The 14,324-nt window shown below is 66.7% G+C and carries 12 protein-coding genes and 1 tRNA gene; 5 read left to right on the top strand and 8 right to left on the bottom strand.

From position 1 onward, the window contains the following. Nucleotides 1–14: 14 nt before the first annotated feature. From KQ303_RS00300 to gcvT, 4 genes are all read right to left on the bottom strand, one after another. The gene (locus KQ303_RS00300; protein ID WP_259728691.1) at nt 15–1,712 is read right to left on the bottom strand and encodes a CTP synthase; all 1,698 of its coding nucleotides are present in this window, start codon (nt 1,710–1,712) and stop codon (nt 15–17) included. A gap of 118 nt (nt 1,713–1,830) precedes the next feature. Continuing rightward, the gene (locus KQ303_RS00295) at nt 1,831–2,316 is read right to left on the bottom strand and encodes a Dps family protein (protein WP_094514450.1); all 486 of its coding nucleotides are present in this window, start codon (nt 2,314–2,316) and stop codon (nt 1,831–1,833) included. Between the two features lie 181 nt (nt 2,317–2,497). Further along, a complete protein-coding gene (gene aspS / locus KQ303_RS00290) occupies nt 2,498–4,321 on the bottom strand; it encodes an aspartate--tRNA ligase (RefSeq protein WP_259728690.1) in 1,824 nt (607 codons plus the stop codon). 85 nt (nt 4,322–4,406) lie between these two features. Then, the gene (gene gcvT / locus KQ303_RS00285) at nt 4,407–5,561 is read right to left on the bottom strand and encodes a glycine cleavage system aminomethyltransferase GcvT (protein ID WP_259728689.1); all 1,155 of its coding nucleotides are present in this window, start codon (nt 5,559–5,561) and stop codon (nt 4,407–4,409) included. Nucleotides 5,562–5,764: 203 nt separating this feature from the next. On the opposite strand from gcvT, the gene KQ303_RS00280 reads away from it, so the two are divergent. Next, the gene (locus tag KQ303_RS00280) at nt 5,765–5,956 is read left to right on the top strand and encodes a hypothetical protein (RefSeq protein ID WP_233133118.1); all 192 of its coding nucleotides are present in this window, start codon (nt 5,765–5,767) and stop codon (nt 5,954–5,956) included. 172 nt (nt 5,957–6,128) lie between these two features. Then, nucleotides 6,129–6,488: a Crp/Fnr family transcriptional regulator gene (locus KQ303_RS00275; RefSeq protein ID WP_094514594.1), complete on the top strand. Its 360-nt coding sequence runs from the start codon at nt 6,129–6,131 to the stop codon at nt 6,486–6,488. Here the strand turns inward: KQ303_RS00275 and speB are convergent. Beyond that, the gene (gene speB, locus KQ303_RS00270; RefSeq protein WP_233133127.1) at nt 6,482–7,357 is read right to left on the bottom strand and encodes an agmatinase; all 876 of its coding nucleotides are present in this window, start codon (nt 7,355–7,357) and stop codon (nt 6,482–6,484) included. The genes KQ303_RS00275 and speB overlap by 7 nt on opposite strands. Before the next feature lie 92 nt (nt 7,358–7,449). Continuing rightward, nucleotides 7,450–8,343, bottom strand: a complete 894-nt coding sequence (speE, locus tag KQ303_RS00265) for a polyamine aminopropyltransferase (protein ID WP_094514591.1) — start codon at nt 8,341–8,343, stop codon at nt 7,450–7,452. Nucleotides 8,344–8,443: 100 nt separating this feature from the next. Between speE and arfB the strand changes: the two genes are divergently transcribed. Continuing rightward, nucleotides 8,444–8,881 carry an alternative ribosome rescue aminoacyl-tRNA hydrolase ArfB gene (arfB, locus tag KQ303_RS00260; RefSeq protein WP_259728688.1) on the top strand — a complete coding sequence of 146 codons (438 nt, stop codon included), beginning with the start codon at nt 8,444–8,446 and terminating at the stop codon, nt 8,879–8,881. 13 nt (nt 8,882–8,894) lie between these two features. Here the strand turns inward: arfB and mazG are convergent, their stop codons facing one another. Then, nucleotides 8,895–9,803, bottom strand: a complete 909-nt coding sequence (gene mazG, locus KQ303_RS00255; RefSeq protein ID WP_259728687.1) for a nucleoside triphosphate pyrophosphohydrolase — start codon at nt 9,801–9,803, stop codon at nt 8,895–8,897. Nucleotides 9,804–9,838: 35 nt separating this feature from the next. Next, on the bottom strand, nt 9,839–10,372 hold the full coding sequence (locus KQ303_RS00250) for a metal-binding protein (protein WP_255100327.1): 534 nt from the start codon (nt 10,370–10,372) through the stop codon (nt 9,839–9,841). Between the two features lie 61 nt (nt 10,373–10,433). Here KQ303_RS00250 and KQ303_RS00245 point away from each other — a divergent pair. Both KQ303_RS00245 and KQ303_RS00240 read left to right on the top strand, forming a co-directional pair. Continuing rightward, nucleotides 10,434–10,505: transfer RNA gene (locus KQ303_RS00245), tRNA-Val, on the top strand. 539 nt (nt 10,506–11,044) lie between these two features. Further along, a partial coding sequence (locus tag KQ303_RS00240) for a DUF4347 domain-containing protein (protein ID WP_259728686.1) occupies nt 11,045–14,324 on the top strand: 3,280 nt, incomplete at its 3' end.

Here is a 14,324-nt window from a genome sequence, read left to right as displayed (position 1 = left end):
TCAGGAGAACAGACTCAAGGGGAAACGGGCAGACCGGCAACTGGGTCGGGCTGGGAACGCTCCAGGCCGGCAAAAGCCGCCTCGCTGGCCGCGGCCTCGCTGGCGCTGCCGGCGGCATGGCGCAACTGGGCCGCTTCCACGAGGCCCCGGAAGAGCGGATGGGGGCGGCCGGGCCGGGAGAGGAACTCGGGGTGGAACTGGCAGGCGGTGAAGAACGGGTGGCCTTCCAGCTCGATCAGCTCCACGAGGCGGCCATCGGGCGAGGTGCCGCTGATGCGGAAGTTGGAGTCGAGGAACAGGTTGCGGTAGGCGTTGTTGAACTCGTAGCGGTGGCGGTGCCGCTCGTACACCACCGCTTCGCCATAGAGCCGTTCGGCCATGGTGCCGGGCTGCAGGCGGCAGGGATAGACGCCGAGGCGCATGGTGCCGCCCAGGTCGACCACGTCCTGCTGTTCGGGCAGCAGGTGGATGACGGGATGGGCTGCATCGGCATCGATCTCGGCGCTGGTGGCCCCTTCCAGGCCCGCCAGGTGGCGCGCCCACTCGATCACGGCGCACTGCATGCCCAGGCACAGCCCGAGGAACGGCACGCGCTGCTCCCGCGCCCAGCGGATCGCCGCCACCTTGCCATCGACGCCGCGGTTACCGAAGCCGCCGGGCACCACCACCGCATCCATGCCCTCCAGCAGCGCATCGGCCCCTTCGGTTTCGATCTGCTCGGCGCTCACCCAGTGCAGATCGAGGGAGGCGTCCTGCTCCAGGCAGGCGTGACGCAGCGCCTCCACCACCGAGAGATAGGCATCGTTGAGCTGCACATACTTGCCCACCAGGGCCACCTTCACCGGTGGGCCGGGGTTGCGCAGCTTGCGCACCAGTTCCTCCCAGCGGGCCATGTCGCTGCTGTGGTCGTCGAGGCCGAGCACATCGAGCACTTCGCGGCAGAGCCCCTCGCGCTCCATCGCCAGCGGCACCGCGTAGATGCTGTCGGCATCAAGGGCTTCGATCACCGCGTGGGTGGACACACCGCAGAAGCCGCCGATCTTGGCCTTGAGTTCCTCGGTGATCGGCCGGTCGCTGCGGCACACCAGCAGATCGGGCTGGATGCCGATCGAGCGCAGCTCCTTGACCGAGTGCTGGGTGGGCTTGGTCTTGAGTTCGCCGGAGGTGCCGATGTAGGGCAGCAGGGTGACGTGCACGTAGGCCAGGTCGTGGCGGCCCACATCGCCGCGGAACTCACGGATGGCCTCCAGGAAGGGCAGCGATTCGATGTCGCCCACGGTGCCGCCGATCTCTGTGATCACCACATCCACGCCGCTGTCGGCGGCCAGCCGGTGGATGCGTTCGCGGATCTCCCGGGTGATGTGCGGAATCACCTGGACGGTGCCGCCTTCGTAGTCGCCGCGGCGCTCCTTGTTGATCACCGCCTGGTAGATGGAGCCGGTGGTCACGCTGTTGAGGCGTGACATGGCGGTGTCGGTGAAGCGCTCGTAGTGGCCCAGGTCGAGGTCGGTCTCAGCGCCGTCCTGGGTGACGAACACTTCGCCATGCTGGTACGGGCTCATCGTGCCCGGATCCACGTTCAGGTAGGGGTCGAGCTTGAGGATCGAAACGCTGTAGCCACGGGATTTGAGCAGTCGCCCGAGGCTGGCCGCCACGATGCCCTTGCCGATGCTCGACACCACCCCGCCGGTCACGAACACGAACTTCGCCATGGGGGTGGAGCAGGCACTGGCGGACACATCAATCTATCGAGCGTCCTCCGCCCGCACTGAAGCCGCCGCCACCAGGCCCGCTGCGCGGGCAACACGGCCTGCGCCACCACCGCGAGACTCAGCCCTCCAGCAGGCTGCGCAGCATCCACGCGGTTTTCTCGTGGATCTGCAGGCGCTGGGTCAGCAGGTCGGCGGTGGGTTGGTCGTTGGCCTCATCAGCCACGGTGAACACCGAGCGGATCGTGCGAGCCACCGCTTCGTGGCCCTCCACCAGCTCGCGCACCATGGCGAGGGCGGTGGGCACACCTTCGGTTTCGGGGATCGAGGAGAGGCCCGCATAGGTGGCGCCGCCGTAGGGGGCCGGGCAACCAAGGGCACGGATCCGCTCGGCGATCAGGTCGAGGGCCGTCCACAACTCCGTGTACTGGTCCATGAACATCAGATGGAGCGTGTTGAACATCGGCCCGGTGACGTTCCAGTGGAAGCCGTGGGTCTTGGCGTAGAGCACGTAGGAATCGGCCAGCACGTTGCCGAGGCCAGCGGCGATCTGCAGCCGCTGGCTCTCAGGAATGCCGATGTCGATCGGAGGAGCGGTGACGGCCATGGGGGCGTTCGGGGGAGAGGTGGGAATCTCGTTCTAGCCGTGGGGATACGGCCTGCGGCAACAACGCCACAGCCCGTGGGAAACATTGGCTGCCGTGGCGCGGCGCTCAGCAGCGGTGGCGGAGCTCAGCTGAGCGGTGGCAGGGAAGTGCTCAGCGGCAATGGCCGCGGCCGCTGCGGGCTCAGCCCTCCTCCGCCACCCAGGTGCTGGCCACATGCAGCTCGTCCAGCTGCTTCATGGACACATCGGCCGGGGCCTGGGTGAGCAGGCAGCGGGCCTGCTGCGTCTTGGGGAAGGCGATCGTGTCGCGGATCGACTCCTCACCCGCCAGCAGCATCACCATGCGATCGAGACCGAAGGCGATGCCGCCGTGGGGCGGGGCGCCCATATCGAGCGCTTCGATCAGGAAGCCGAACTGCCGCTCGGCCTCTTCCAGCGGCAGGCCGATCGTCTGCAGCACCTGTTTCTGCAGGGCGGCGTCGTGGATGCGCAGCGAACCACCGCCCAGTTCCAGGCCGTTGAGCACCAGGTCGTAGGCCTGGGCGCGGGCGGTGGGCAGGGCCGTGGGCCAGCCGGCCTGATCGGCGCCGAGGTCGGTGGCATTGGGCGCGCAGAAGGGATGGTGCAGAGCCTCAAGCCGGTTCTCCTCGGCGTTGAACTCGAACATCGGGAAATCCACCACCCAGAGGAAGTTCCAGGCGCCGCCGGCGCCGCTGGCGGGCACCAGACCCAGCTCACGGGCCAGGAACTGGCGCACCCGGTCGAGCGCCTTGTTCACTGTGGCGGTGTCACCGGCACCGAACAGCAGCAGGGTGCCGGGCTGGGCGCCAGTGCGGCGCAGCAGCTCGGCCTTGCCCTCGGCGCTCAGGTTGTCCTTGATGGCGCCGATGCTGTCGATCTCGCCCCCCTCCCGCACGCGGATGAAGGCCAGGCCCCCGGCGCCGGCGGTGGTGGCTTCAGAGAACACGTCGCCGCCGGGCTTGATGCGCACGTTGCTGATCACGTCGTTGCCGCCGGGGATCGCGATGCATTTCACCGCTCCGCCCGCCGCCACGGCGCCGGAGAACACCTTGAAGCCGCTGGTGGCCACGATGTCGCTCACGTCGGTGAGCTCCAGGCCGTAGCGGGTGTCGGGCCGGTCGGTGCCGTAGCGGTCCATCGCCTCCTGCCAGGTGAGTCGGGGGAAGGGGCTGGGCAGCTCGATGCCCTTGACGGCGCGCCAGATCGTGGCGATCAGCCGTTCGTTGAGCTGCAGGATCTGCTCCTGCTCCATGAAGCTCACCTCGATGTCGAGCTGGGTGAACTCCGGCTGGCGGTCGGCGCGCAGGTCTTCGTCGCGGAAGCAGCGGGCCACCTGGTAGTAGCGCTCGATGCCGCCCACCATCAGCAGTTGCTTGAACAGCTGGGGCGACTGGGGCAGGGCGAACCACTCGCCGCCACACACCCGGCTCGGCACCAGGTAGTCGCGGGCACCCTCGGGGGTGGAGCGGGTGAGCACCGGTGTTTCCACCTCGATGAAGCCCTCGGCCTCGAGGAAGCGGCGGGCCGCCTGGATGGTCTGGGCGCGCAGGCGCAGGTTGCCGTTCATGCGCTCGCGGCGCAGATCCAGATAGCGGTGGCGCAGGCGCAGTTCCTCCCGCACCGGCGTGTCGTCATGCACCGACACCGGGAAGGGCAGATTGCCCCGCACCTCGTTGAGCACCTCGATCGCGCTGGCCAGCACCTCGACGGCGCCGGTGGCGAGCCGCTCGTTGCGGGAGTCGGCGGGGCGATCGCGCACTGTGCCCGACACCTTCAGCACGGTTTCGTTGCGCAGCCGCTCGGCCACGGCGAAGGCGGCGGGGGAAAGATCGGGATCCACCGTGATCTGCACGGTGCCGCTGCGGTCGCGCAGATCGATGAAGATCACACCGCCGTGATCACGCCGCCGGTCCACCCAGCCGCACAGCGACACGGTCTGGCCCGTGGCATCGCTGCGCAGGTCGCCGCATCCGTGGCTGCGCATGGGGGAAATCGAGGGGAAGGGCGAGTTTCCCACAGGGCCTCAGGCGGCAGGCCCCCAGCGGCTCGCGTGCCAGGGCCCGGGCGGCTCAGGGACGCCGGTAGAACGGACGTCGCACCACCACCGCCGGCTCCTGGCGGCCGCGGATCTCCACAGTCAGCGCCGTGCCGGGCCGGGACGCGTCGGCGGGTACATAGGCCAGGGCGATCGCTTCGGCGAGCGTGGGCGACCAGGTGCCGCTGGTGACCTCGCCCACCACCTGGCCGTCGCGCAGCACCGGGTAGCCATGGCGGGCGATCGCCCGGCCCTGCAGCTTCAGGCCCACCAGGCGGCGGCTTACCCCTGCGGCGGTCTGGCGTTCGAGCACATCGCGGCCGATGAACGCCGCCGGCATCTCCAGGTGCACCAGCCAGCCCAGCGACGCCTCCAGGGGGGAAGTGGTGGCGTCCATGTCGTTGCCGTAGAGGTGCATGGCCGCCTCCAGGCGCAGGGTGTCGCGGGCACCGAGCCCGCAGGGGGTCACCCCTTCGGCCAGCAGTTGCTGCCACAGGGCCTGGCCGGGGCCGGCCGCCAGCAGCAGCTCGAAACCGTCTTCGCCGGTGTAGCCGGTGCGGCCCACGAACGCCATGGCGCCACGTGCTGCCCCCGCCGCACTGCCCGCCAACGGCAACGTGCGGTGACCGAAACGGGGCAGGCCGGTCAGATCGGCGCCGCTGAGGGCGGCCAGCCGGGCCTCGGCCTCCGGGCCCTGCAGGGCCAGCAGCACCCCCTCCCCCTTGCGGTCGGCCACGACGATCCCGTGTGGTTCTAGCTGGGAACGCAGCCAGGCGGTGTCTGCCTCGGCGCAGGCGGCGTTGATCACCAGCACCAGCACATCGGCGTCGCCCTCCGGCCCGGGCTGGCGCCCGCAGTCGTACACGATCAGGTCGTCGCGGATGCCGCCGGCCGCATTGAGCAGCACCGTGTAGCAGGCCTCGCCAGGGCCGATGCGGTGCAGATCGCTGGGCACCAGCGCCTGGAGGGCGTCCTTGACGCCGTCCCCCCGCAGGGTCAGCACCCCCATATGGGAGATGTCGAAGACACCACAGTGCTGGCGCACGGCCTGGTGCTCCGCCACCAGCCCCGAGAACTGCACCGCCATCTCCCAGCCGGCGAAGGGCACCATGCGCCCACCGGCCCCGCGGCAGGCGTCGGCCAGGGGCGTGTGCCTGAGGGGAGCGGCGGGCACGGAGGGATCGGCCATGAGCTGTCGCCTCGCCAGGGAAAGAAGTGGCGCGATCCTATGGAGACGCGTCTGCAAATCCGAAGACTTCCAGCTGGTTCGGTTCTTTCTCTGTTAATGCGCTGCAGCAGTCATTACCTTGAGGAACCAAAAATCGGCCAGCAATGGGCCAGCGTTCCTCCTGCCGCAGCTGTCGGCACTGCAGCCCCCCCAGTGCTGAGGCCATGGGCTGGTGCCATCTGCGCCGCCTGGAGATCCATCAGGAGCTGGCCTCTGATCTCTGGTGCCACCACTGGACGGCACGCAGCCCGCGGCTGCCCGTGTCAGAAATTCTTCCCTACAGCCATCCACACCCCGGGGCGGCACCGACCATCCGCCAACTGGCCCTCACCGACCTGCTCCCCGCATCGGTGTAGCCGAGCACATTCCGGCGGCTTCACGCTTGATTGCGTGTGTGTTGACGTTACGATCATGGGCTGTCACTGCTGCCAGCAACGGCCTGCGCCGCTGCTGAAAGGGTGGCTCTTTCCCCCGATTTCAGGAGGTAGATGATTGCTCACTCTTGCCAGCACGACCCCGGTTGACCTGTTGGCCCGACAGGTGGACGGAGACATCCTCACGCTCCCCACCGGATCTTCGATTTTCAAACGCGGTGACACCGCCAGTGCCATCTACGCCGTCCGCAAAGGGATCGTTGAGTTGATCGATCCCAGCGGCGAGCGGCTCTGTTACCGCCCCGGCGAACTGTTCAGTTACCAGGACATCGTCTGGAGGGGTGGCTTCTTCCGCAACGAGGCCCTGGCACGCACCCCAGTGGAGCTGGTGCGGCTCGGTCGCCTGCGCTTCCTCAACCTGCTCCACAACCACCCCACCCTGGCGGTGGTGTTGATCGGTCAGCAGCACGAGCGATTGCGCGAGCAACGCACCAGCGGCTCCTATTGCTACTGACCCGCACTGGGGCGTTCGCGCCCCAGCAGCAGCAGCAGGCTGCGGGTCACCTTGGCGGCCAGCACGGCGCTGCAGCCGCTGGGGTCAAGCATCGGCGCCAGTTCCACCACATCGGCCGCCACCAGATCGTGGTGGCGCAGCTCCTCCAGCAGGGCGGCGAAGTGGCCCCAGAGGAAGCCGCCCGGTTCCGGTGTGCCGGTGCCCGCCATCACGGCCGGATCGAACCAGTCAAGGTCGACGGTGAGATAAAGCGGCCGGCCGCGCAGCGGCTGCAGCGCTGCGGCCAGATCCGCCTGCAACAGCTCCGGTGCCAGGCCGCAACCGCCGGCGCGGCCCACCAGGCGGCCGGTGCGGCGCAGCTCGCTGAACTCCTCGCGTGTGCCGCTGCGGATGGCGATCTGGCGCAGCACGCCACTGGGAAGCACCTCCAGACAGCGGCGCATGGCGCAGGCATGGCTGTGGCGTGTGCCCAGCCAGCTGTCACGCAGATCGGCGTGGGCATCAAGCTGCACCATCACCAGATCCGGATGGCGGCTGGCCACCGCCGCCACCGCGCCGCTGCTGATCGAATGCTCGCCGCCCAGCATCAGCGGCCGCAGTCCGTGCGCCAGCACCGCCTCGGTGGCCTGGCGCACGGCCGCCACCACCGGCTCGGGCGCTCCGAAGGGAATGTCCACGGCGCCGAGATCGGCGAAGGCCAGATCCTCCAGATCCAGGTCCAGCTGCGGGTCGTAGGTTTCCAGCCCGCTGCTCACCTCCCGGATCGCCGCCGGCCCGAAGCGGGTGCCGGGGCGGAAGGAGGTGGTGCCGTCGTAGGGCACGCCGAACAGGCCGACGCGGCAGCCGGCCGGATCCCGCCGGGCCGCCATGAAGATCGCCCCCTCGGTGGCGAAGAGCTCGGCAGCGGAAGGCTCGCTGCTGGAAGGATCGGCGGCGGACAGCTCGATGGGAGAGGCGTTGCTCATGCCTGCAGCTCCCGTTCGATCGCGGCGGGCACCGCCTCGAAGGCACCGGCCTGCCAGCGGGGGCTCCAGATCGAGCAGCCCTCGGCCACAGACGCGGCGCGCTCCGGCAGAGCCCGGCGGTAGCGAGGCCCGTCGGTGGCAGCGAAGGTCCAGCTCCACCAGCCGCTGGGGTACATGGGCACCCAGCCATAGAGAGGATCGGCATGGCCGAACACCTCCCGCAGCAGCCGCACCGTGGCCACGTGCACGGCGCGGAAGGCCTCGGGTGATTCGCTCTGGGTGGCGAACACGCCACCGGGCCGCAGCAGGCGGCGGCAGTGCTCGAAGAAGGCGCGGTTGAACAGACCCTCAGCAGGGCCGGCCGGGTCGGAGCCATCCACGATCACCACGTCGTAGCTGGCAGTGGCGGCGGCGGCCACCCAGGCAATGCCGTCGCCGATGGTGAGCCGGAAGCGGGGGTCGCTCCAGGCGCCGCCCCCCAACCCAGGCAGATGCTGCCGGCAGAGCTCCACCACCTCCCCGTCGATCTCGACCATGTCGAGCTGCACCACGCCCGGGTGGCGCAGGCATTCGCGGGCCGTGCCGCCATCGCCGCCACCGATCACCAGCACCCGCTCGATCCGCTCAGCGGCGCAGAGGGCGGGGTGCACAAGCGGTTCGTGGTAGTGCCGTTCCTGCCGCTCGGCCGTCATCCAGCAGCCATCGAGCAGCAGGGCCTTGCCGTAGGTGCGGCTGTCGATCACGGTGATGCGCTGAAACGCACTGGAGCGCTCCACCAGCACCTCGGCCTCCAGGCCGTAGCGGACGCCCTGGTGGATCTCATCCACCCAGCCGGGGCCGGCAGCCGCGCTGGAACTGGGCGTGGGATCGAAGACGACGGGATCGGGCATCGCACAGCGGAGCATTGCTTCCCAGCTAAGCGTTCCGTGGCAGTGTCGCGGCGCACCTGGCCGCCCGGCGCCCCCTGCCGGGTTCTGGCAGCCTGGGGCCATGGCTTCTGATCTGACCGTGACAGCGTCGGTGCGGATTCCGGCCGCTGAACTGAACTGGCGCTTCTCGCGCTCAGGCGGCCCGGGGGGGCAGAGCGTGAACACCACCGATTCCCGGGTGGAGCTGGTGTTCGCCCTGGCCGCGTCGAGCGCGCTGACGCCCGTGCTGCGCCAGCGGGCCCTGCGCCGGCTGGAGGGGCGCCTGGTGGATGGGGTGCTGGTGATCGCCGCCTCCGAACACCGCTCGCAGTGGCTGAACCGCCAGGCCGCCGAACGCCGGCTGGTGAGGCTGCTGGCGGAGGCGATCGCCCCACCACCGCCGCCCCGTCGCCCCACCCGGCCGGGCCGCGGGGCCGTGGAGCGACGGCTCACGGCCAAGCGGCTGCGCAGCGCCATCAAGGGCCAGCGCCGTTCCCGCCAGGGGCTCAGCGACGACTGAGACGCCAGCGGCTTCAGCTGTCCTGGGCGGCGCGGATCTGCGCCTTGGCCTGCTGCCACAGCCCCTCCAGCCGTTCGATGCTCTGGCCACTGAGGTCCCCGCCCAGGGCCGCTTCCACGCGGGAGAAACGGTCGAGGAAGCGGCGGTTGGTGCCCGCCAGGCCCTCGTCGGGATCGAGCCCGCACCAGCGGGCCACATTCACCAGCGTGAAGATCACATCGCCCAGCTCCGATTCGGCATGGGCGCGATCGCCGCTGGCCACCGCCTCGCGCAACTCGGCCAGCTCCTCTTCCACCTTGGCCCACACGCCCGCCATGCTTTCCCACTCGAAGCCGGCGGCGGCGGCCTTGCGCGAGAGGGTCATGGCGCCAGCCAGCGCCGGCTGACCACGCAGCTTGCGGGCCAGGCGGGCACTGAGCGGCGCCGAGCCGGGCTGGCCGGTGAACGGCTCACCAGTGTTGGGCCCACTGCTGGCGGCAGCGACCTGCTCCTGTTGCCGGTGGTGCTCCTGCTCCTCGGCCTTGATCGCCTCCCAGCTGCGGCGCACGGCGGCACTGTCGCCGGCCTGGCCCCGGTTGGCCTCAGCCGCGGCGGCGAACACATGGGGGTGGCGGCGCACCAGTTTCTGACGCAGGCCGCGGGCGATCGCAGCCAGATCGAAGCGCCCGGCCTCGCTGGCGATCTGCGCATGCAGCAGCACCTGCAACAGCAGGTCGCCCAGTTCCTCCTGCAGGTGGGCGTCGTCGCCGTGGCGGATGGCGTCGGCTACCTCGTGGGCCTCCTCCAGTACGTAGGGGATCAAGGAGCTGTGGGTTTGCTCCAGGTCCCAGGGGCAGCCCTGCACGGGATCGCGCAGGCGCTCCACCACGGCGATCAGAGCCGCGACTTCACGCGATGCGCTGGGATCGGATTCAGCTGGCATGGCGAGGCATGAGGGGGGCGCAGCGCCCTTCCCCCTCACCGTCTCACGGACCGGGCGCTGACGCCGCGCGGGCGCCGGCGCCGGGGGCGCCAGCGGCGCGGCAGCCGCACATCGGGGTCGCCGTCCTGGAGCAGATGCAGCCAGCTGCTGGCTTCCAGCCCGGCCAGGCCCACCAGCACCAGCGGGCCGTGGACGCTCCATAACGTCTGCAGTCCAGCGGCGAGTGTGCGCGGGGAGGGGGCGCCGAAGGGCTGCAGCAGCAGGCTGAGCACCAGCAGCCACACCGCCAGGTAGGCCAGGCGCAGGGCGGTGCCCAGCAGCGGACCGTGGGAGGCGATCGAGCGATGCCGCAGGCAGCGGCGATAGGGATACCAGAGCACCGCCAGCGGCCCCCAGCGGCGCAGCGGCCGCGAGACGGTGTCGAGGTCGGGGGACAGCCACAAGCCCCCCACCAGGAAGCCGCTGCAGCCGCTCACCACCCCGGCCAGACCCAGCCACGGCCACCACAGCAGCCCGAAGGGCACGCATAGCCAGCAGATGGCACGGTCGTGGCTGCGGCCACTGGCCATCGAGGTGCGGGCGCCGGATAGTTGCCAGCATGGGGGGTGACACGGCCAGAATGCGCACCTGGGGCGATTAGCTCAGCGGTAGAGCGCCTGCCTTACAAGCAGGATGTCGCTGGTTCGAAACCGGCATCGCCCATCCCAGAAAAGCCAATCCCAGAGAGGAAAGAGCCAGCGAAGACATGGCCTGTCGTGGGCGCCCCCTGGCAGGTCGGTGGCAACCCGGCGAGCTGTCAACCTGGCCACACCGCCGGGCGCTGTCAGTGGTGCCTGAGGCCTGCCTGCTGATCGATGCCGAAAGAGCTGCCAGCTGGACCTGGCCGCCCCGAAGGCCACTCCCGAGGGTGAAAACCCAGGCCATCTGCAGCCCGAGCGCCTGCAGCGACTGATCGCGCAGCTGCACGAACGGCTGATAGGGGAGCAGATGCTGCGCGGGACCTTGCAAGCCGGTCTCGCCCAGCTGGAGACCACCGCGATCGAGCGCCGCTGGCCGAACAATGAGGCCTTTCTGAGCGCCTGCCTGCGGGGTTGGCCATACATCCGCTCTGCAGCATCCCAATCGGATCGCGATCACGTTGTCCCGCCATTTCCTCGCTTAAAGGATGATGGCTTAGAGCTGTCGGCTTGGTGAGAATTGGCTTCATGTATGGTGAGGCTGTTGTGGCAGTGCCCATCCAGATGCAGACCCGTTCGTTGGTGCAGTCAGCCGTCGCCACCAAATCCCTGATCGTGGCGGATGGCCTATGCCCGCGAATCGGCGAGCTGCTTCCAAGCGCCCTGCACGATCTGGTGGCGCTGGGACATTGCCACAACCCGCTGCGAACCATCAGCGAAGAGCTTCGCCATCGCCGGCTTAAGTCTCAGCCGGTGGGCACCCTGCACGTGGTGGGCCACGGCCGGCCCGGCGCCATCCAGATCGGCGGCCATTGGATTGATGCGGCCAGCCTGATGGCCAATGCTGATCTGTTGAACCAGTGGCAGATAGGCACCATCGCCTTGTGGAGCTGCGAGGTGGGCGCTGACCGTGGCTTCGTGGCGCTGCTGCAGGAACTCACAGGAGCCAAGGTCGCAGCAACCTCGCGGCGCATTGAAGGCATGAACCTTGAGTCCTGGTCGATCAGCGATACGAACGACGGGACAGACTCGCTGCCACCCATCTTCAATCCAAGTCAGTTAAGGACGTGGCCATGGAGCCTCTCCCGGTTCATCGACGTTGCAGGGCAGCCTCTTGACTTCAGCGTCAACGATCTCAGCCCCTCCGGCGATCGACGCATCGCAGGATCCGCCAACACAGCCGGCGAAACATGGTTGTACAGAAATGTAATCACGATCGACGGACAGGTCGTCGACGCAATCGTCACATTCAACTCGATTACATCGGGCACCATGACTGCGTTCGACAGCAAATCGAACCCATACAGCACATCCGTCCTCGGCGGAACGCCAGTCAGATTCCTGCAGCCAAACTTCATCTGGAGCTCCAGCGGGGGTTCAGCTTCGTTCAGGGTGAGATTCATTCAAGGCGGTAGCTACAGCGACGGCACAAATCCGAAGGGCACAGCCGTCACCCTTAGAAATGTCATTGTCAATTCATATGGCCTTAGCAGCTCAAGCAACAGCCCAACCGGCAGCGGCGGCAATCGCTTCATTTCATTTGCCGATGTCGACGGCCTCGAGCTCAGCAGCTCGACGGAATTGGTCGTTTCAGTGAATGGCGCGACCACAAGCTTTGCGCCAAACCCAGCCAACATCCCTGGCATTATCACTGCGCTACCAGGAACAACAGCTGGCGACAACTATCGTGTACGTGTCAATTTTGATGAGGTGTCGGAGTTAACCTACACCGTAGGCGCCGGCAATGGTTCAGGCACTGCGTTCTACGCGCTCGATTTCAGCCAAGGCCCAAGGTTCACCAACGTGGTGAGCAAAGATCTCGTGCTCACAGGAGGCCCTCTCACAACCAATGAATCCGGCACATCGGCAACGTTGAGTCTGCAGCTTTCAGCTCAACCATCTGCAACCGTCACCGTCACGCTCACAGGCCTAGACGCCACCGAAGGCAGCCTGAGCACCACTACCCTGAAATTTACAACTTCCAACTGGAACTCACCCCAGATTGTAACCGTCACTGGCGTCGACGACATCATCCATGACGGCAACATCACCTATACGATCACAGCAAAGAGCAGCTCGTCCGATCTTGCCTTTAATGGCCGCAAGGCTCTCATTGACATCACCAACACTGACGATGACAACGTCGTCACCGTCAACAGCCCCACCGTCAACGAGGCCTCTCCCTTCGTCGTCTTCACCGTTGATGGCGCATTCGGGCAAGACGTTTCCCTCTCCCTTGCCAACGGCGGCTCCGCGGCCTCCGGCGCTGACAGCAATGTCACCAACACACTGGAAGTCTCCGCTGATAACGGCAACACCTGGACTGCCTACTCCACTGGCTCTGTCGCTCTCAATGGCAACGAAGGCACTCTCCTAGTCCGCGTTCCCATCCTCAACGTCGCCACCTTTAAGGGATCTGCAACCTTCACGCTGACCGCCACTCCCACTGGCGGCAATGCCACCTCAGGCACCGCCACCATTGTCGACGACGGCACCGGTACCATCTTTAATCCAGACGGTACAGCCAGAAACAACGCGGCCAAAGGTGTTGATCGCGCCGTTCCTGTTAATTCTATCTCGGTCGACGAAGGCGCACCCTTTGCCGCTTTCTCCATCTCTGCGACTGAGAGTCAGTCTGTTTCCCTCGCCGCCTCGTTCATCGACGTTGCAGGGCAATCTCTTGACTTCCGCGTCAACGATACAAGCGCCACCGGCGATCGCCGTATCTCAGGATCCGCCAACACAGCCGGCGAAACATGGTTGTACAGAAATGTAATCACTATCGACGGACAGGTCGTCGACGCAATCGTCAGATTCAACTCGATTACATCGGGCACGATGACTGCGTTCGACAGCACCGATAACCCATACAGCACATCTGCTCTCGGCGGAACCCCAGCCAGATTCCTTCAGCCAAACTTCCAATGGAACTCCAGCGGGGGCTCGGCCTCGTTCACGGTGGGATTCATTGAAGGCGGGAGTTATAGCGCCGGCACAAATCCCAATGGCACAGCCGTTACCCTTAGAAATGTCTTTACTAATTCATATGACCTTGACAGTACAAGCAGCAGCTCAAGCGGCAACGGCGGCAATCAGTTCACTTCGTTTACCGATGTCGGCGGCATCGAGCTCAGCAGCTCGACGGCATTGGCCGTTTCAGTGAATGGCGCGACCACAAGCTTTGCCCCAAACCCAAGCAGCAGCCCTGGCAATATCACTGCGCTCCCAGGAACAACAACTGGCGACAACTATCGTGTGCGTGTCAGTTTTGATGAGGTGTCGCAACTCACCTATACCGTAGGCGCCGGCAATGGTTCAGGCACTGCGTTCTACGCGCTCGATTTCAGCCAAGGTCCAACGTTCACCAACGTGGTGAGCAAAGACCTCGTGCTCACGGGAGGTCCGCTCACAACCAATGAATCCGGCACATCAGCAACGTTTAGTCTGCAGCTCTCAGCTCAACCATCTGCAACCGTCACCGTCACGCTCACAGGCCTAGACGCCACCGAAGGCAGCCTGAGCACTACTACACTTACCTTTACAACAGCCAATTGGAACTCACCCCAGATTGTAACCGTCACTGGCGTCAACGACGTCATCCTTGACGGCAATATCACGTATACGATCACAGCCACAAGTAGCTCGTCCGATGCTGCCTTTAATGGCCGCACGGCCGTCATTGACATCACCAACATAGACAATGACGTCTCTGTTAACAACATCTCCGTTAACGAAAACTCACCCTTCGCGGTCTTCTCCGTCTCTGGTACTGGCAATCAGCCCGTTACCCTTGGCCTCCAAAATGATGCCGACGGTGCCACCAATGACGCCGCTCTTGGCACCG

Origin of the sequence: Synechococcus sp. CS-1333 (genome assembly GCF_025128015.1) — a bacterium.
GTDB lineage: Bacteria > Cyanobacteriota > Cyanobacteriia > PCC-6307 > Cyanobiaceae > MW101C3.
The sequence above is the reverse complement of the archived record's forward strand: the minus strand, read 5'-3'. Positions and strand labels throughout refer to the sequence as shown.